At 70.8% G+C, this 17,761-nt stretch carries 21 protein-coding genes and 1 pseudogene; 15 read left to right on the top strand and 7 right to left on the bottom strand.

Annotated elements, in window-relative coordinates:
* Positions 1–3: 3 nt before the first annotated feature.
* The gene (locus QM699_RS06775) at positions 4–1,374 is read right to left on the bottom strand and encodes a class II 3-deoxy-7-phosphoheptulonate synthase (protein WP_415010407.1); all 1,371 of its coding nucleotides are present in this window, start codon (positions 1,372–1,374) and stop codon (positions 4–6) included.
* A 108-nt stretch (positions 1,375–1,482) separates the two neighbouring features.
* Here QM699_RS06775 and QM699_RS06770 point away from each other — a divergent pair, with 108 nt between their 5' ends.
* The 5 genes from QM699_RS06770 (at position 1,483) to betC (ending at position 6,169) form a co-directional block, all read left to right on the top strand.
* The gene (locus tag QM699_RS06770) at positions 1,483–2,460 is read left to right on the top strand and encodes a GlxA family transcriptional regulator (protein ID WP_415010406.1); all 978 of its coding nucleotides are present in this window, start codon (positions 1,483–1,485) and stop codon (positions 2,458–2,460) included.
* Positions 2,461–2,593: 133 nt separating this feature from the next.
* Positions 2,594–3,052, top strand: a complete 459-nt coding sequence (locus tag QM699_RS06765) for a DUF6325 family protein (protein ID WP_415010405.1) — start codon at positions 2,594–2,596, stop codon at positions 3,050–3,052.
* Positions 3,053–3,065: 13 nt separating this feature from the next.
* A complete protein-coding gene (locus QM699_RS06760; RefSeq protein WP_415010404.1) occupies positions 3,066–3,392 on the top strand; it encodes an SHOCT domain-containing protein in 327 nt (108 codons plus the stop codon).
* A 262-nt stretch (positions 3,393–3,654) separates the two neighbouring features.
* Positions 3,655–4,590 (top strand): choline ABC transporter substrate-binding protein, encoded by a 936-nt coding sequence (gene choX, locus QM699_RS06755; protein ID WP_415010403.1) that lies wholly within the window; start codon positions 3,655–3,657, stop codon positions 4,588–4,590.
* 76 nt (positions 4,591–4,666) lie between these two features.
* On the top strand, positions 4,667–6,169 hold the full coding sequence (gene betC / locus QM699_RS06750) for a choline-sulfatase (protein WP_415010402.1): 1,503 nt from the start codon (positions 4,667–4,669) through the stop codon (positions 6,167–6,169).
* A gap of 25 nt (positions 6,170–6,194) precedes the next feature.
* Here the strand turns inward: betC and QM699_RS06745 are convergent, their stop codons facing one another.
* On the bottom strand, positions 6,195–6,413 hold the full coding sequence (locus tag QM699_RS06745; RefSeq protein ID WP_415010401.1) for a DUF1127 domain-containing protein: 219 nt from the start codon (positions 6,411–6,413) through the stop codon (positions 6,195–6,197).
* Positions 6,414–6,649: 236 nt separating this feature from the next.
* Between QM699_RS06745 and QM699_RS06740 the strand changes: the two genes are divergently transcribed.
* The 8 genes and pseudogenes from QM699_RS06740 to QM699_RS06705 all read left to right on the top strand — a co-directional run bounded on the left by QM699_RS06740 (position 6,650) and on the right by QM699_RS06705 (position 13,196).
* Positions 6,650–7,525: a LysR family transcriptional regulator gene (locus QM699_RS06740; protein WP_415010400.1), complete on the top strand. Its 876-nt coding sequence runs from the start codon at positions 6,650–6,652 to the stop codon at positions 7,523–7,525.
* A 222-nt stretch (positions 7,526–7,747) separates the two neighbouring features.
* Positions 7,748–9,193 (top strand): alkaline phosphatase, encoded by a 1,446-nt coding sequence (phoA, locus tag QM699_RS06735; protein ID WP_415010399.1) that lies wholly within the window; start codon positions 7,748–7,750, stop codon positions 9,191–9,193.
* Between the two features lie 141 nt (positions 9,194–9,334).
* Positions 9,335–10,180, top strand: a complete 846-nt coding sequence (gene kdsA / locus QM699_RS06730) for a 3-deoxy-8-phosphooctulonate synthase (RefSeq protein WP_415010398.1) — start codon at positions 9,335–9,337, stop codon at positions 10,178–10,180.
* Between the two features lie 81 nt (positions 10,181–10,261).
* Positions 10,262–10,627 (top strand): SUF system Fe-S cluster assembly protein, encoded by a 366-nt coding sequence (locus QM699_RS06725; RefSeq protein WP_415010397.1) that lies wholly within the window; start codon positions 10,262–10,264, stop codon positions 10,625–10,627.
* 17 nt (positions 10,628–10,644) lie between these two features.
* Positions 10,645–11,307, top strand: coding sequence for a hypothetical protein (locus tag QM699_RS06720; protein WP_415010396.1), 663 nt, complete (start codon positions 10,645–10,647; stop codon positions 11,305–11,307).
* Between the two features lie 63 nt (positions 11,308–11,370).
* The gene (locus tag QM699_RS06715; RefSeq protein ID WP_415010395.1) at positions 11,371–12,102 is read left to right on the top strand and encodes a DUF3307 domain-containing protein; all 732 of its coding nucleotides are present in this window, start codon (positions 11,371–11,373) and stop codon (positions 12,100–12,102) included.
* Between the two features lie 57 nt (positions 12,103–12,159).
* Positions 12,160–12,486 (top strand): annotated as a pseudogene (locus QM699_RS06710) (HesB/IscA family protein); the annotation flags it as partial.
* Between the two features lie 53 nt (positions 12,487–12,539).
* Positions 12,540–13,196 (top strand): CPBP family intramembrane glutamic endopeptidase, encoded by a 657-nt coding sequence (locus QM699_RS06705; protein ID WP_415010394.1) that lies wholly within the window; start codon positions 12,540–12,542, stop codon positions 13,194–13,196.
* Here the strand turns inward: QM699_RS06705 and QM699_RS06700 are convergent, their stop codons facing one another.
* The gene (locus QM699_RS06700) at positions 13,197–13,535 is read right to left on the bottom strand and encodes a hypothetical protein (RefSeq protein ID WP_415010393.1); all 339 of its coding nucleotides are present in this window, start codon (positions 13,533–13,535) and stop codon (positions 13,197–13,199) included.
* A complete protein-coding gene (locus tag QM699_RS06695) occupies positions 13,532–14,464 on the bottom strand; it encodes a DnaJ C-terminal domain-containing protein (protein WP_415010392.1) in 933 nt (310 codons plus the stop codon). The genes QM699_RS06700 and QM699_RS06695 overlap by 4 nt, the downstream gene beginning before the upstream one ends.
* Before the next feature lie 113 nt (positions 14,465–14,577).
* On the opposite strand from QM699_RS06695, the gene QM699_RS06690 reads away from it, so the two are divergent.
* A complete protein-coding gene (locus QM699_RS06690) occupies positions 14,578–14,805 on the top strand; it encodes a DUF3329 domain-containing protein (RefSeq protein ID WP_415010391.1) in 228 nt (75 codons plus the stop codon).
* Here QM699_RS06690 and QM699_RS06685 read toward each other — a convergent pair.
* On the bottom strand, positions 14,796–15,791 hold the full coding sequence (locus QM699_RS06685; RefSeq protein ID WP_415010390.1) for an aldo/keto reductase: 996 nt from the start codon (positions 15,789–15,791) through the stop codon (positions 14,796–14,798). The two genes, QM699_RS06690 and QM699_RS06685, sit on opposite strands and share 10 nt — an antisense overlap.
* 256 nt (positions 15,792–16,047) lie before the next feature.
* Between QM699_RS06685 and QM699_RS06680 the strand changes: the two genes are divergently transcribed.
* A complete protein-coding gene (locus tag QM699_RS06680) occupies positions 16,048–16,635 on the top strand; it encodes an HNH endonuclease (protein ID WP_415010389.1) in 588 nt (195 codons plus the stop codon).
* On the opposite strand, the gene QM699_RS06675 is transcribed toward QM699_RS06680, so the two are convergent.
* The gene (locus QM699_RS06675; protein ID WP_415010388.1) at positions 16,608–17,081 is read right to left on the bottom strand and encodes a disulfide bond formation protein B; all 474 of its coding nucleotides are present in this window, start codon (positions 17,079–17,081) and stop codon (positions 16,608–16,610) included. The two genes, QM699_RS06680 and QM699_RS06675, sit on opposite strands and share 28 nt — an antisense overlap.
* Positions 17,078–17,659: a YqaA family protein gene (locus QM699_RS06670; protein ID WP_415010387.1), complete on the bottom strand. Its 582-nt coding sequence runs from the start codon at positions 17,657–17,659 to the stop codon at positions 17,078–17,080. The genes QM699_RS06675 and QM699_RS06670 overlap by 4 nt, the downstream gene beginning before the upstream one ends.
* Positions 17,660–17,761: the final 102 nt, after the last annotated feature.

Here is a 17,761-nt window from a genome sequence, read left to right as displayed (position 1 = left end):
GGCTCAGACCGCCGCGCGCTGCGCCTGCAGCCGGTCGTGCAGCATCCCCGCGACGAGGAACGCCAGCTCCAGCGACTGCGCCGCGTTGAGCCGCGGGTCGCAGGCGGTGTGATAGCGGTCGCGCAGGTTCTCGTCTGTCACCGCCCGCACGCCGCCGGTGCATTCGGTCACGTCCTGCCCGGTCATCTCGAAATGCACGCCGCCCGGGATCGTCCCCTCCGCCGCATGGATCGCGAAGAACTCGCGCACCTCGCGCAGCACCCGGTCGAACGGCCGGGTCTTGTAGCCGGTCGCCGACTTCACGGTATTGCCGTGCATCGGATCGCACGACCAGACGACCTTGCGCCCCTCGCGCTCGATGGCGCGGATCAGCCGCGGCAGGTGTTCGGCCACCTGCCCCGCGCCGAAGCGCGCGATGAGCGTCAGCCGCCCGGCCTCGTTGCGCGGGTTAAGCTTGTCGACCAGCTTCAGTAGGTCGCTGTCGGTGATCGAGGGCCCGCACTTCAGGCCGATGGGGTTCTGCACGCCGCGGGCGAATTCCACATGCGCGCCGTCGACCTGCCGGGTGCGGTCGCCGATCCAGATCATGTGCCCCGAGCCCGCCACCGGCACGCCGGTCGTGGAATCGATGCGACAGAGCGCCTCCTCGTACTCGAGCAACAGCGCCTCGTGCGAGGTGTAGAAATCGACCCGGTGCAGCGAGTTGGCGGTCTGCGGATTGACCCCGGCGGCGGCCATGAAGTCGAACGAGTTCGAGATCCGGTTGGCGAGCTTGTGGTACTGCTCATAGCCCGGCTGGCCGGCGGTGAAGTCGAGCGTCCAGGAATGCACCCGGGTGATGTCGGCATAGCCGCCCTGGCTGAACGCGCGCAGCAGGTTCAGCGTCGCGGCCGCCTGGGTGTAGGCCTGCAGCATCCGGTCCGGGTCGGGCACCCGTGAGGCCCCGTCGAAGTCGAAGCCGTTGATGATGTCGCCGCGGTAGGACGGCAGCTCCACGCCGCCCACCGTCTCGGTCGCGGCCGAACGCGGCTTGGCGAACTGGCCGGCCATCCGGCCGATCTTCACCACCGGGCACTTGGCGCTGAACGTCAGCACCACCGCCATCTGCAGCATCACCTTGAAGGTGTCGCGGATGTTGTCGGCGGAAAACTCGCCGAAGCTCTCGGCGCAGTCGCCGCCCTGCAGCAGGAACGCCCGGCCCTCGGCCACCTCGGCGAGCTGAGCCTTGAGCTTGCGCGCCTCGCCGGCGAAGACCAGCGGCGGGTACGACGCAAGCTTCTTCTCCACCGCGCCGAGCGCGGCGGTGTCGGGATAGTCGGGCATCTGGATCCGCGGGCGCGTCCTCCACGCGGATCGGGTCCAGTCGGCGCACATGGGCTTTGCTCCGGGCTTTCAGGGTGGCGCCGCTCTTAATGCCTTCGCCGAGGCTTGACCATACCCCCTCGCACGGGGCCTGCTGTTTCGGCCAGCCCGCGAATCGCCATGACCGCATCGCCAGACACCCGCCCCGATCGCTTCGTCTTCCTGCTGCTCGAGAACTTCACCCTGATCGCCTTCGCCGGCGCGATCGAGCCGTTGCGGCTGGCCAACCGGATGTCGGGGCGCACGCTCTACGAATGGCGGGTCGTCACCCCGGACGGACGGCCGGTCGCGGCCTCGAACGGCGTCGCGATCGAGCCGCAGGCGGGGCTCGAGGCGCTGGAGACGAACACCACCGTCATCGTCGTCGGCGGCGTCAACGTGCGGCAGGCGATCACCCGGCCGGTGCTGACCTGGCTGCGCCGCGAGGCGCGCCGCGGCCTTGCGGTCGGGGCCGTCTGCACCGGGGCGCAGGTCATCGCCGAGGCCGGCCTGCTCGACGGCCGGCGCTGCACGATCCACTGGGAGAACCGCGACGGCTTCGAGGAGGAGTTCCCCGAGATCGAGCTGACCCACAACGTCTTCGTCATCGACCGCGACCGCTACACCGCCGCGGGCGGTGCCGCCTCGACCGACCTGATGCTGAAGCTCATCGCCATGCGCCACGGGCCGGCGCTCGCCACGCTGGTCGCCGACCAGATGATCCACACCTCGATCCGCTCCGACCGCGACGAGCAGCGCCTGTCGATCCCCGCCCGGATCGGCATCCGCCACCCGAAGCTCGCCGGCGTGATCCAGCGCATGGAGGAGGCGATCGAGGAGCCGGTCTCGCCGATGCTGCTCGCCCGCGACGCCGGCATGTCGACGCGCCAGCTCGAGCGGCTGTTCCGCCGCTATCTCAACCGCAGCCCCAAGCGGTACTACATGGAGCTTCGTCTCGCCCGCGCCCGCAACCTGCTGATGCAGACCGACATGAGCGTGATCTCCGTTGCCATGGCCTGCGGCTTTGTCTCGCCGTCGCACTTCTCCAAGTGCTACCGGGCGCTCTATCGCACCACGCCCTACCGCGAGCGCGGTGCGTCCGAGGAACCCGCCGCCTGACCCGCGCGGACGGCACGCCCAGGCGCGGCAACGTGTTTCACCGCTCCCGAGGTTTCCTCCCTTGTCCGGCGCGCCTGCGGGTCCTATCGAGCGCCTCGGGGCCACACCGACGCCCCGCAACGCGAGGACGCGCATGACCGCTCCATCCGAAACCCCGGCCCTCGGCCCGGTCGAATTCATCGTCATCGGCTTCGACGGCAACCGCTTCACCGGCGAGATCGCCCCGGCGCTGCAGGAGCTGCTCGACAGCGGCACCGTCCGGATCATCGACATCGCGGTGGTGTCCAAGGACGCCGACGGCACCGTCACGATCCTGGAGATTCAGGAGCTTTCGCCCGAGGTCGCGGCCGCCTTCATCAAGCTCGACGGCGGCATCCGCGGCCTGCTGTCCGAGGCCGATCTCGACGAGATCGCGATCGACCTGCCGCTCGCCAGCACCGCGGCGGCGATTCTCTTCGAACACGTCTGGGCGACGCGGCTCGCCGGCGCCGTGCGCGCGGCACACGGCCAGCTGCTCCTCTCGGAGCGGATCCCGCACGCGGTGATCGCCGACGCCCGCGCGAGCCTCCTCGCCGCCGCCGATTCCTTCTGAAAGGACTGAAACGATGCTCGGATCCCGCCGCGGCCGCCCCAGCCTGATCGGACGCGCCGCCCAGACCGCCGCCCGCACGGCCGTCATTTCGGCCACCGCCACCGCGGTCTCGAACAAGGTCTCGACCCGGCAGATGGGCGGTGCGCCCGCAGCTGCCGCCGCGCCCGCCGCCGCCGCCGTGCCCGCCGCCGCCGCCGTGCCTGTCGCCGTCGTGCCCGAGGCGCCGGTCGCGATGACCGACGACGCGATCACCCGCCTGAAGCAGCTCGCCGATCTGCACGCGTCCGGCATCCTCACCGCCGAGGAGTTCGCCGAACAGAAGGCGCGCCTGCTCTCCTGACGCGCTGGCGGGGTGGGCCACTCGCCCACCCCCCTTCTCCCGCGACTGCCGCCACCGCACGCGCGCGAAAGCCGCGTGAACTTGGCCCGGATTTCAAACGCCTGTGCGGCGACATTCGATCGCCCGGCGCGCATCGGACAAATCCGTGTCCCGCCAGGAATGTCGCCCCCTGACCGGGAAGTGCCGCTTGCGTGCGCGCCCGTGCCCGGCGCAGTGTCACGCTCGCCCGTCGACCCCAGACGCCAGCCCGGGAGCCCAGCCCATGAAATCCAGCCTCGCCGCCCTGTTCGCGGCCGCCATCCTCGCCCTGGCCGGCCCGGCCGTGGCCGCCGACGACGCGGCCTGCCAGACCATCCGCATGTCGGACCCGGGCTGGAGCGACATCACCTCGACCAACGCGCTGGCCGGCGTGGTTCTGAGCGCGCTCGGCTACAAGCAGGACGTGAAGTCGCTGTCCGTCCCGATCGGCTACGGGGCGCTGAAGAGCGGCGATCTCGACGTCTTCCTCGGCAACTGGATGCCCGCGCAGCAGCACTTCCGCGACGACCTCGACAAGGCCAACGCCGTCGAGGTGCTGGCCCGGAACCTCGAGGGCGCGAAGTTCACCCTCGCCGTGCCGAGCTATGTCGCCGAGGCCGGAGTGAAGGATTTCAAGGACCTCGCCCCCAATACCAAGAAGTTCAAGGGCAAGATCTACGGCATCGAGAGCGGCGCGCCGGCGAACCAGAACCTGCAGAAGATGATTGCGGCCGACGACTTCGGCCTCAAGGGCTGGTCGGTCGTCGAGTCCGGCGAGCAGGCGATGCTGGCGCAGGTCAAGCGCGCCCAGAAGTCGGACGACTGGATCGTCTTTCTCGCCTGGGCCCCGCACCCGATGAACAACCAGTTCGACATCACCTATCTCTCCGGCGGCGACGCCTACTTCGGCCCGAACTACGGCGGCGCCGAGGTCTACACCCTCGCCCGCACCGGCTGGTCGGAGAAATGCCCCAACGCCGCGGCGTTCTTCCGGAACCTGAAGTTCACCGTCGAGATGGAGAACGACATGATGGCGCTCATTGCCGACGAGGACCCCAGCGCCGCCGCCAAGAGCTATCTCCGGCAGCACGCGGACGTGCTCGACGGCTGGCTCGCCGGTGTCACGACCTTCTCCGGCGAGCCGGGGCTGCCGGCCGTCCAGAAGTCGCTGGGCCTCTGACGCCCGTCGGGCGGGTGGGCTGACCCACCCACCCTACCCGCGCCCCGCCGCCGCGTCAGTCGTCACGAGCCCACGCATGTCCCGCCCCAACTTCCTGATCCTGATGGTCGACCAGCTTGCGGGAACCCTGTTCCCCGACGGCCCGGCCCCCTTCCTGCACGCGCCGCACCTCGCCGCCCTCGCCGCCCGCTCGCGCCGCTACGGCACCGCCTATTGCGCCAGCCCGCTCTGCGCCCCCTCGCGCGCCTCGGTCATGACCGGCTGCCTGCCGTCGCGCACCGGCGCCTACGACAACGCCGCGGAGTTTTCGCCCGATCTGCCGACCTTCGCGCATCACCTGCGCCGCGCCGGCTATCTCACCTCCCTGTCCGGCAAGATGCACTTCGTCGGACCCGACCAGCTGCACGGCTTCGAGGAACGGCTGACCACCGACATCTACCCGGCCGACTACGGCTGGACCCCGGACTATGCGCACCCGGCCGAGCGGATCGACTGGTGGTATCACAACATGGGATCCGTTACCGGCGCCGGCGTGGCCGAGATCACCAACCAGCTCGAATATGACGACGAAGTTGCATTTCTCGCCGCCCAGCGGCTGCACGACCTCGCCCGCCGCGCCGACCCGCGCCCCTGGGCGCTGACCGTCAGCTTCACCCATCCGCACGACCCCTACGTCGCGCGGCGCCGCTTCTGGGATCTCTACGAGGACTGCCCCGCCCTCGACCCGTCCGAGCCCGCCATCGCCTTCGCCGACCTCGACCCGCATTCCCGGCGCCTGCTCGTCGCCTGCGACCACACCGCGACCGAGATCACGCCCGAGCACATCCGCGCCGCCCGCCGCGGCTATTTCGCCAACATCTCGTACGTCGACGCGCAGATCGGCGCGCTCCTCGGCGTGCTCGACCGCTGCGGCTTTACCGACGACACCGTGGTGGTCTTCACCTCCGACCACGGCGACATGCTGGGCGAGCGCGGCCTGTGGTTCAAGATGAGCTTCCGCGAGGGGGCCGCGCGCGTGCCGCTGCTGCTGGCCGGGCCGGGGATCGCGCCGGGGCTGGAGCCGCAGCCGGTCTCGACGCTCGATATCTGCCCGACGCTGGCCGCGCTCGCCGGCATCCCGGCTGCCGAGGTCGCGCCCTTCGTCGACGGCGAGAGCCTTGCCGCCGGTGCTGCCGGCCGCGGGCCGGTGCCGATGGAATACGCCGCCGAGGGCTCGGAGAGCCCGATGGTCTGCCTGCGCGACGGCCGCTTCAAGCTGTCGCTCGCGCTGACCGACGCGCCGCTGCTCTATGATGTCGTGGCCGATCCGGGCGAGACGCAGAACCTTGCGGACGATCCGGCCCACGCCGGCACCCTCGACGCGCTGCTCGCCAAGGCCCGGGCGCGCTGGGACCTCGCGGCCTACGACGCCGCCGTCCGGGCCAGTCAGGCCCGGCGCCGGGTGGTCTACGAGGCCCTGCGCCAGGGCGCCTATACCTCCTGGGACCACCAGCCGCGCTGGAACGCGGGCGAACGGTTCATGCGCAACCACATGAACCTCGACACGCTCGAGGCATCGAAGCGGTATCCCCGCGGTTGACGCGAGGGAGACCGCTGCCGCCGGCTCAGCGGCGCAGCCGGTCGGGCAGCACGTCGGGATTGCGGGCAAGCATCTCGGCGTCCGCCCGGGTGAGGCCGATGTCGGCCAGCTCGTGGTCCCCCAGCGCCTCCAGCCGGCGCGCCGAGCGGCGCGAGGCGTGCGCGTGATTGGCCTGCCCGAGAAGGCCCTGCAGCCAGCGGACCGGCCGGAAGAGGCGCTTCGGGTTCCGTGCGATCGAGGCCATCACCGTCCCCTCCGCGTCAGCCACGAAACCCAGCGCGACCCGTGCCGGGACGTCGCGCGGGGCGTGCGGGCGCGAGGGGTCGGGTCGAGCAGCGTGGCGGTCATGAAAGTTTTTGCGAAGATGTCCATGGCGCCGGTTCCTTCCCTGCGATTCCGATTTCGTGCTACGAACATGTATCTTTCGACCCGGCACGGCCACTCAGGAAGAAATCCAACCTGTAAGGTGACATTACAGACATGCATTGGCAGAGCCTCCCGCCCCTCAGTGCGCTGCGGGCCTTCGCGGCCCTGGCCGAGACCGGCAGCTTCACCCGGGCGGGCGAGGCGCTGAACGTCAGCCACGCGGCGGTCAGCCAGCAGGTGCGGGCGCTGGAGGAGCGGCTCGGCGTGCTGCTCGTGGTGCGCGGCGGCGCCCGCGGCCGGCTGACGCCCGAGGGCGAGGGGCTGGCGCAGGCGCTCGCCGGCGCGTTCGCCGGCATCGCCCAGGCCGTCGAGGAGCTGACCGGCGCCGACGGGCGGCCGCTTTACGTGACGACCACCTCGGCCTTTGCCGCCAACTGGCTGATGCCGCGTCTGTCGGAATTCCGCCATCTGCACCCGGGGGTGGAGCTGATGCTGAACCCGACCTCGCAGCTCGTGGCGCTGGAGCCCGGCGGGGTCGACGTGGCGATCCGCTTCGGCAAGGGCAACTGGCGCGGGCTCGACGTCGAGCTGCTGGTGCCGACGTCGATGGTGCTGGTCGGCGCCGTCTCGCTGCTCGCCGACCGGACGATCCGCGAGCCGCGCGACATCCTCGGGCTGCCGTGGCTACAGGAACTCGGCACGTCGGAGATGTCGAACTGGCTGCGCGATCGCGGGGTCATCGCGCCGCGGAAGGACTCGGTCATCCACCTGCCCGGTCATCTGGTGCTCGAGGGCGTGCGCAACGGCGACGGCGTCTCGCTCGCCTCGCGCGTTGTCGTCGAGCGCGAGCTTGCGTCCGGCCGGGTCGTCGCGCTGTTCGAGGATGTGGAGCCCGGCACCGGCTACTACATCGTCACCCGCCCGGGCGTGATGCGCCGCTCGGTGAAGACCTTCGTCGCCTGGCTGCGCCGGCAGGCGCCGGACCCGTGAGGGACTGTCTGAGGGTCCGCCTGCGGTCGGCGCCCCCGCGGTGTGTGTAGCCGGTCGGATCGAGCCGCAGAGGTTCCGGGCGGTCTCCCCGAGGGCACGCGTCACGGAACTGTCGCGGCACCGTCGCTCTGCCGTCACCGCGCACGCCTAGCTCCACCCTCGATCGGTGCGGTTCGCGCAGGCGGCCCGCACCTCTCCGCCGCATCGAAAAAGGGGCCCCCCATGTCCGCGATCCGCTTCCGCCTCCGCACCACCTGCCTCGCCGCGCTGCCCCTGTTCTGCGTCGGTGCCGGCGCCGCCCTTGCCCAGGCCGACGACAGCGCCTTGCTCGACCGCACCCACAAGGGCGACATCAGCGTCCAGGGCGGCGCCCGCCGCCTGTCCGGCGACATCACCGAGGCGTTCCGCGCCGAGCTGAAGGACGGCCCGGCGAAGAACGTCATCCTGCTGATCGGCGACGGCATGGGCGATTCCGAGATCACCATCGCCCGCAACGTCGCGCTCGGCGCCGGCAACGCGTTCAAGGGCATCGACGCCCTGCCCGTCACCGGCCAGTACACCCACTACTCGATCGACAAGGACGGCAAGCCGATCTACGTCACCGACTCCGCCGCGTCCGGCTCGGCCTGGGCGACGGGCACCAAGACGTTCAACGGCGCGATCTCCGTCGACATCCACGGCAAGCCGCAGAAGACCCTGATCGAGCTGGCCAAGGCCGCGGGCCTCGCCACCGGCGACGTCTCGACCGCGGAAATCCAGGACGCGACCCCGGCGGTGCAGGTCGCCCACGTCACCGGCCGCAAGTGCTACAACCCGACCTCGACCGCCGAGAAGTGCCCGACCGAGGTGCTGGAACAGGGCGGCCTCGGCTCGATCTCCGAGCAGCTGCTCGCCACCCGCCCGGACGTGACGCTGGGCGGCGGCCGCAAGTACTTCGACGACACCGCCCGCGCCGGCGACTGGCAGGGCAAGACCCTGATCGAACAGGCCAAGGCCCGTGGCTACCAGCTGGTCGAGACCCTCGACCAGCTGCAGGCGGTGAACGGCGCCAATGACGCCCAGCCGCTGCTCGGCCTGTTCGCGCCGGGCAACATGCCGATCCGCTGGAAGGGTCCGCAGGCGGTCCACTACGGCAGCGTCGAACAGGCGGCGGTCGAATGCCAGCCGAACCCGGAGCGCACCGCCGACCTGCCGACGCTGGCGCAGATGACCACGAAGGCGATCGACCTGCTCGAGGCCAACGGCAAGGGCTTCTTCCTGCAGGTCGAGGGCGCCTCGATCGACAAGCAGGACCACGCCGCCAATCCCTGCGGCCAGATCGGCGAGACGGTGGACCTCGACGAGGCGGTGCAGGCGGCGCTCGACTTCGCGCGCAAGGACGGCAACACCCTCGTCATCGTCACCGCCGATCACGCCCACGCCAGCCAGATCATCCCGAACGACGTCAAGGCGCCGGGGCTGACGCAGGCGATCAAGACCGCCGACGGCACGGTGATGTCGGTGAGCTACGGCAACTCCGACGACCAGGACGACCAGGAGCACACCGGCGCCCAGCTGCGCATCGCCGCCTTCGGGCCGGGCGCGGCCAACGTCACCGGCCTGACCGACCAGACCGACCTGTTCTTCACCATCCGCGACGCCCTCGGCATCGCCACCGTGTCGAACTGACGAAAGACCCCCGGCGCCTCCTCCCACCCGAGGGGGCGCCGGCCGGGGTTTGCAGGCCGCCGTGGCGTGGGCTAGGGATGCGCCCGGAGGGCCAGTGGCGGATCGCGACGGACTCTCTCGCACGCAAGGGAGGGGAAGACGATGACCGAAGCCCGCGCCGTCCGTATCGGCGATCTCGAGGTGTCGAACCGGGCACCCTTCACGCTCATCGCCGGCCCCTGCCAGATCGAGAGCCGCGACCACGCGCTGATGGTTGCCGAGCGGCTGGCCGCGATCTGCGCCCCCCTCGGCCTCGGCCTGATCTACAAGAGCAGCTACGACAAGGCGAACCGCACGTCGATCGGGGCGGAGCGCGGCATCGGCATGGACCAGGGCCTCGCGATCCTCGCCGAGGTCAAGTCCCGTTTCGGCTGCCCGGTGCTGACGGACGTCCACCTGCCCGAGCACTGCGCCCCCGCCGCCGATGCCGGCGTCGACGTCCTGCAGATCCCCGCCTTTCTCAGTCGCCAGACCGACCTGCTCCTCGCCGCCGGCGCGACCGGCGCGGCGATCAACGTCAAGAAGGGCCAGTTCCTCGCGCCCTGGGACATGGCCAACGTCGCGAAGAAGATCGCCTCCACCGGCAACGAGCGCATCCTGCTCTGCGAGCGCGGCGCCTCGTTCGGCTACAACACGCTGGTCGCGGACATGCGCAGCCTTCCGATCATGGCGCGCACCGGCTATCCGGTGGTGATGGACGCCACCCATTCGGTGCAGCAGCCGGGCGGACAGGGCGGCTCCTCCGGCGGACAGCGCGAGTTCGCGCCCGTCATGGCGCGCGCGGCGCTCGCGATCGGCGTCGCCGCGGTCTTCATCGAGACGCACGAGGATCCCGACCACGCGCCCTCCGACGGGCCGAACATGATCCCGCTCGACGCGATGCCTGCGCTGCTCGCCGATCTCGTGGCCTTCGACCGGCTGGCAAAGCGGCGGCCGCTCGACCTCTGACGCGGCCACGCCTTTACCGGAGCGGGGGATTCTCTATATAACTGCTCGGGTATCTACTGGCCCGCGGGAAGGGGTCTTCGCATGAATGCCGAGGTCGAGCCTCCGACGGAGGGCGTACCGCTCATCCGGCCCTCCACCACCGGGCATCCGCTCTATGACGCGGTGGTCGAAGCCTGTCGGACGGTCTACGACCCGGAGATTCCGGTCAACATCTTCGACCTCGGCCTCGTCTACACGGTCGAGATCCTCGACGAGGGCGACGTGGCCGTGACGATGACCCTGACCGCGCCCGGCTGTCCGGTCGCCGGCGACATGCCCGGCTGGGTGCAGGACGCGATTTCCGCCGTCCCCGGCGTCCGGCAGGTCGATGTGGATCTGGTCTGGGATCCGCAGTGGGGCATGGACATGATGTCCGACGAGGCCCGCCTCGAACTCGGCTTCATGTAGGCGCCCTTCCCGCGCCCATGCCGCACCCTCAACCTCAGTCGCCCGCCGACGGGGCCGCGCTCGCGGTGCTGACCGGCGACATCGTCCGCTCCTCCCGCCTCAGCACCGCGACCCTCGACGCCGCGATGGCCGCACTCGCCCGCGGGGCGGCCGCCATGGCGCGCTGGGAACACGCGGGCCCGGACCATTTCGCCCGGTTCCGCGGCGACGGCTGGCAATGCCTGGCTCCCTCGCCCGCCCGCGCGCTGCGCGCCGCGCTGTTCCTGCGGGCGCATCTGCGCGCCGCCGAGCGCGAGGTCGAGACCCGCATCTCCGTCGGCATCGGCCCGGGCAGCGTGCCGGCCTCGGGCGATCTCGGAGCGGCGTCGGGCCCCGCGTTCGAGGTCTCCGGCCGCGGCCTCGACCGCATGGCCCGGGTGCAGCAGCTTGGTGTCGCCTGGGCTAATCCGCCCGCCGCGGCCCCGGTGGTGGGCGCGGTGTTCGCGCTGGCCGACGAGATTTCCCGCCTCTGGACGCCGCGGCAGGCCGAGGTGCTGATCGAGGCGCTCGCCCCCGGCGAGGAGCGGCAGGAGGCGCTGGCGGCGCAGCACGGCGTCAGCCAGCAGGCGATCGCCAAGCGGCTGAGCGGCGGCGGCGACTGGGCGCTGCAGCGGGCGCTGGCGGCCGTCGAGGTGTTGTGATGCGGGTTACAACCCCATGGCGTTGTTATTGGCGATACAACCGAATGACGGTGTATCGCCGCCATGCTTGAGACCGCGATCGCCCTCGGACTGGCGCATCTGGTCGCCGACTTCGTGCTGCAACCCGACCGGCTGGTGGCGGCCAAGCGCGATCCGGCCCGACGGTGGCGCGCGCTGCTTCTGCACGGGCTGATCGTCGCGGCGGCGAGCTGGGCGGCGCTGGGCCTTGCGCCCGCCCCGGGGCTGATCGCGCTGACCGCCGGGCTGCATCTCGTCATCGACCGGACCAAGCTCGCCTGGGGCGGCCCGGGCTTCGCCGGTTTCGCCGCGGACCAGGCGGCGCATGGCGGGGCGATCTGGCTCGGCGCGGCGCTCTGGCCCGCCGCCTATGGCAGCGGGCTGTGGGGCCTGCCGGTGCTCGCCCCCTCGCTCGGCCTCCTGCCGACGCTGATGACGGTGGCGGGGGGCGGTATCGCCGCGGTGGTCGCCGGCGGGTTTGCCGTGCAGGCGATCACCCGCGACTTCGCCATCGAGGATCCGGCCAGCCTCGCGGCCGCCGGCCGCCTGATCGGCCGGCTGGAACGGGCGCTGATCCTGCTCTTCGTGCTGGTGGGCCAGCCCGACGGCATCGGCTTCCTGATCGCCGCCAAGTCGCTGCTGCGGTTCGGCGAGATGGCCCGGGAGCACGACCGGCGGGTGAGCGAGTACGTCATCATCGGCACGCTCGCCAGCTTCGGCTGGGGCCTCGGGGTCGCGTTCGGCACGCATGCGATCCTTGCCGCGCTGCACCCTTGAGCCCGGGGCCCCACGGCACTACCTAGAGCGACGACAACCAGCGACAGGTGAGGCGCGATGTTCGGCATTCCCGGCAAGCCCCCGGTGACGATGACCCCCGCGGCCGAGGCACAGATCGCCCGGCTCATGGCGGGCGGAGAGACCAAGGGGCTCAGGATCGGCGTCCGCAAGGGCGGCTGCGCCGGCATGGAATACACCATGGAATACGCCTCCGAGATCAATCCCCACGACGAGGTGGTGGAGAGCAACGGCGCGCGGGTGATGATCGCGCCGATGGCGCAGATGTTCCTGTTCGGCACCGAGATCGACTATGCCGCCGGGCTGATCGAATCCGGGTTCAAGTTCAACAACCCGAACGTGGTCGACGCCTGCGGTTGCGGCGAGTTCGATCAAGTTCTCCGAGCAATAGCCGCGAGGCGCGGGCGCGAGGAGCCGGGTTGGCGATCGCATCTCCCCAGGCCCCGACGCGGCGGGCACGGCTCGGCGTCGAGTTCGCGCTGATCTACCTCGCCGCCCCGGTCGTTCTCGCCACGGCCCTGCCGCCGAGCTGGCTGCACCCGCTGTTTCTCGGGGTCACGGCCGCGGCGATCGGCCTGCTGCGCGTCACCCCGGATTTTCGCTGGAGAGAGCTCGGGCACGGCTGGCGCAGCCTCGACTGGCGCGAGATCGGGCTCGTGGCGGCCCTGACGGCGGTCGCCTCGCTCGGGTTCGTGCTGTGGCTCGTGCCGGAGTCGCTGCTGCGGCTGCCGCGGCGGGTGCCGGGGTTCTGGCTGCTGCTGATGGTGCTCTATCCGATCCTGTCGGCCCTGCCGCAGGAGATCGTGTTCCGCGCGCTGTTCTTCCGCCGCTACGGCGCGCTCTTTCCCGACAGGCGGGTCGCGGTGCTGGTGAATGGCGGCGTGTTCGCGCTGGCGCACCTGCTGTTCTGGAGCCCCGTCACCCTGTCGATGACCTTCGTCGGCGGGCTGCTGTTCGCGCGGGGCTATCTCGGCCGGGGCGGATTTGCGCAGGCGTGGGTGATGCACGCGATCTGCGGGCTCATCATCTTCACCATGGGCCTCGGCATGTTCTTCTACCACGGCGCGGTGCGGTAGTCAGCCGCCCGCCGGCTCTCGCAGCCGCAGGCGCACCCGGGTGCGGATCTCCTCCGGCTCGGCGCCGACCGCATCGCCGAGGCGGCGCAGCGCGTGGCGCAGGCCGTGGATCTGGTCGACGAGGCCCAGCACCATCGCCGAGGCGTCGGGGTCGAGATCGAAATCCTGCGCCAGCTCGGCGGCAAGCGCGAGGCGCGCGAGATCGGCCTCGGCATAGCCGACCTCGCCCTCCGCCTCGGAGGGACGGACGCAATCGGCAGCGACGAAGGCGCGCAGCCGCGCCACCGTCAGCCCCTCGACACGGGCGACCACCTCGGTCTCGGAATAAAGCCTCATCATGACACCACCCCCTTGCGCGGGTCGTAGCCGTGCGTCTCGCGCCACGCCTTGAAGAACGTCTCCAGTTCGTCGTCGACCTTTGGCGGCATCACGATGCGCAGCGTGACGAGCTGGTCGCCCGTCCGGTCGCGCTTGCGCACCCCGCGCCCGCGCAGTCGCAGCACCCGGCCGCTCGACGCGCCCTTCGGGATCGACAGCGCCACGGGGCCGTCGATGGTCGGCACCTCGACCTTGGCGCCGAGCACCGCCTCGTCGATCGAGATCGGCAGCTCGAGGCCGATGTCCTCGCCGTCGCGGGTGAACCAGGCGTGCGGCGCGACCATGATGGTGACGAGCGCGTCGCCCGCCTCGCCGCCGCCGATGCCCTCGCCGCCCTTGCCCTTGAGCCGCAGCGTCTGGCCGTCGGCGATCCCCTCGGGGATCTGCACGTCGAGCGCGCCGCCGCCCGGCAGGGTGATCCGCCGCGTGCCGCCCTTCGCCGCCTCGAGGAACTCGACCTCAAGGGTATACTGCCGGTCCTGACCACGCATGCGGATGCCCTGCCCGCGCCCGCCACCCTGCCCGCCGCCCTGCCGCGCACGCTGGCCGAACAGGTCGGAGAAGACGTCCGAATAATCGCCGAAATCCTCGTAACCGCGCGAGCTGCGGTAAGTCGCTTCCGGCCCCTCGGCGTACTCGCGATAGAACCGCCGCTCCGGGCGCTCGTGGCCCTGCGCGTCGATCTCGCCACGGTCGAAGCGGGCGCGCTGCTCGGCGTCCTTCAAGAGGTCGTGCGCCGCCGCCGCCGCCTTGAAGCGATCCGCGGCCCGGGCGTCGCCCGGGTTCAGGTCAGGATGACTTTCCTTGGCAATCTTCTTGTATGCCTTGCGAATCTCGTCCTGCGTCGCGGACTTCGACACGCCGAGCGCGGCGTAGGGGTCGTCGCTCATCCTGCACTCCCGGGGGCTTGCCCGGCTGCGACAGTCTCGCGCCCGTCCGGGGTTGTCAACGCGTCGGCCGGCTCGCTACCCTCGCACCCCGACGAGGGAGAGGGCCGCCGCGCGTGAAGAAGTTTCTCGACACCGATCATCCCTGGTTCCGGCCGCTCTGGACACGGGTGCTCTTCACCCTGCTCCCCGCAGGCTGGGGCGTGCTGGAGTTCACCACCGGGTCGCCGTTCTGGGGGACGATCTTTCTCGGGCTGGCCGCGTATGCGGCCTACGGCTTCTTCTTCGACTTCGACCCGGACCGGAACAAGCCGCGCCCGCCGGAAGACCCGCCTCAGCAGTAGCGTTCCGGCCCGACCGACTGCTCGTCGGAATAGCGGTCGCCCCAGGCCCAGCCGACCGGCAGCGCCGCCTCGATGCGGCGGATGTCGCTCGCGTCGAGTTCCAGCTCGGCGCCGGCCGCGAGCTGCTTCAGGTGGCCGACGCTGCGGGTGCCGGGGATCGGGATGACCGACGGGCTGCGCGCCAGCAGCCAGGCAATGGCGAGGGCCGCGGCGCTGGTGCCCCTGTCGGCGGCGAGCCGGCGGAAGCGCTCGGTCTGCGCCAGGTTGGCGGCGAGGTTCGGCGGGGAGAACCGCGGGTTCGACGCCATGAAGTCGGACGCCGCCGCACGTTCCGGCGTGGGCGGGCTGTCGGTCAGGAGCGCGCGCGCCACCGGCGAGAAGGCGACGAGGGCGACGCCGAGGTCCTCGCACGCCTGCACCAGGCCCAGCTCCGGCGACCGGGTGGCGAGCGAGTATTCCGACTGCACCGCCGCGACCGGATGCACCGCCGCCGCCCGCCGCAGCGAGGACGGGGCGATCTCCGAAAACCCGACCGCCCGGATCTTGCCGGCCTTGACCAGTCCCGCCATCGTCTCAGCCACCGCCTCGATCGGCACGGCCGGGTCGCGCCGGTGGACGTAGTAGAGATCGACCGCCTCGACGCCGAGCCGCTTCAGGCTCGCGTCGAGCTCGGCGGCGAGGTGCGCGGCGGAATTGTCGAAGCGCCGCCGTCCTTCCGCGTCGCGGGTGATCGCGCCCTTGGTGGCGATGCGGAACGGCGGCGGCCCCTTGCGGCCGCGCAGGAAGCTGCCGATGACGCTCTCCGACACGCCCATGCCATAGACGTTGGCGGTATCGACATGGTCGATCCCGAAATCCAGCGCCGCCGCGAGCAGCGCGTGGGAGTCGGCCTCCGTCGTCGGGCCGTAGAAGCCGCCGAACGACATCGCGCCGACGCCGATTGCCGAAACCTCCGGCCCCGCGCTCCCAAGCCTGCGTCGCTCCATCCGCCCCTCCCCGGCCCGTCCGCCCGGGCCGCCACGATGCAGAGCTAGCCAGTCCGTGACGCCCGCGGCAAGGGCCGGATGCCTCTCTCTCGCGCTGCGGTGGGGGCGAAATCCGGTAGAACTTTGCTCGATTTCACAAAATCGTCTCTATGTAGAGGCTTGTCAGCAAAAGGCGACGAGATGTAGCCTGCAGGTGGTCGTGCCGAAGCGCCGTACCCCACGGCGAGCCCGCACCGGCCCCGACGAGGATGCTCCGATGCTGCACTGCACGCACATGCCCAGCTTCGTCCGGCATCCCGGCGCGCTCCGGGACCACCCGGCGCTGGTGCTGAACGCCGACTTTCGACCGCTTTCCTACCTGCCGCTGTCGCTCTGGCCTTGGCAGGAGGCCGTGAAGGCGGCGGTGCTCGACCGGGTGGCCGTGGTTGCGGAATACGATACGCTGGTGCACTCGCCCTCGCTCGCGTTCCGCATCCCCTCGGTCGTGGTGCTGAAGGACTACGTGAAGCCGGCGCGGACCAGCGCGTTCACCCGCTTCAACCTGTTCCTGCGCGACGAGTTCACCTGCCAGTACTGCGGCAGCCGGGAGCACCTGACCTTCGACCACGTGGTGCCGCGCTGCAAGGGCGGGCGGACCACCTGGGAGAACGTCGTGGCGTCCTGCGGCCCGTGCAACCTGCACAAGGGCTCCAAGTCGCTGAAGCAGGCCGGGATGACGCTGCGGCGCAGGCCGATGCGGCCGACGCCGGAGCAGTTGCAGAACACCGGCCGGAAGTTCCCGCCGAACCACCTGCACGAGAGCTGGATGGATTTCCTCTACTGGGACGCCGAGCTGGAGGCGTAGGCGCGAAACCACAGCCAGGCGAGGACGAGCGAGGCGATCGCGTTCCAGCCGGCCATGGAGATGCCGAGCCAGCTCCAGGCGATGGTGTCGCAGAGCACGGTCGGCGTCGCAAGGATCTGGTCGAGCAGCGCGCCCGCATCGCCCGCCCCGGGGGCCGCCGCAGTGCAGCTCGTCGGGCCGGGCCACCAGTGCTGCTCGACGCCGACGTGATAGCCGGCGATCCCCGCCCCGACCAGCACCGCAAGCCCGGCGAGGAGCGCGAGTCCTCGCGCCGGCCAGGCGAGGATGACGAGGCCGAGCCCGATGGCGACCCCGTGCGGCCAGCGCTGCAGCAGGCAGAGATGGCAGGGCTGCAGGCCGCCGAGATACTGGAACCCGAACGCCCCGAGGAGGAGCGCGAGAGAGCCGAGCAAGGGCCCGAGCGTCCGAAGCTGCACAGGGGTCATCGCAGGACTCCGACGATGAGAAAGCCGCCAAGGACCGCGGCAACGGCGAGGCTGAACACGAGGCCGAGGCGGCGCTCGATGAAATCGCGGATCGACTCGCCATAGCGCCACAGCAGCCCGGCGATCAGGAAGAACCGGATGCCGCGGGAGATCACCGCCGAGATCGCGAAGGTGAGCAGCGGAAAGTGGAAGGCGCCGCTCGCGATCGTCACCAGCTTGAACGGGATCGGCGTCGCGCCCTTGATGATGATGAGCCACGCGCCGTAGTGGGCATAAAGCTCCTCGAGGCGCTGGTACTGTTCGGTGATGCCGTAGAAGCGCAGCAGCGGCTCGCCGATGGCGTCGAAGGCGAAATAGCCGATGGCGTAGCCGAGAAAGCCGCCGATTACCGAGGCCACCGTGCAGATCGCCGCCAGCCGCCATGCCCGCGACCGATCCGCCAGGATCATCGGGATGAGCAGCGCGTCGGGCGGGATCGGGAAGATCGAACTCTCGATGAAGCTGACCGCCGCGAGCGCCCAGACCGCATGACGCGACGATCCGAGCGACAGCGTCCAGTCATAGAGCCGTCGTAGCACTTGTTTCAGACCTTTGCGTCAGAGTTGCCCCAACCACCACGCCAGCGTGCGGTGCGTCAAGACCGTTCCGCTGGCGTCTTGCGGCATCGGGAGGGGATCGGG

The sequence above is a fragment of the Amaricoccus sp. genome (assembly GCF_047602525.1).
Classification (GTDB): domain Bacteria; phylum Pseudomonadota; class Alphaproteobacteria; order Rhodobacterales; family Rhodobacteraceae; genus Amaricoccus.
The sequence above is the reverse complement of the archived record's forward strand: the minus strand, read 5'-3'. Positions and strand labels throughout refer to the sequence as shown.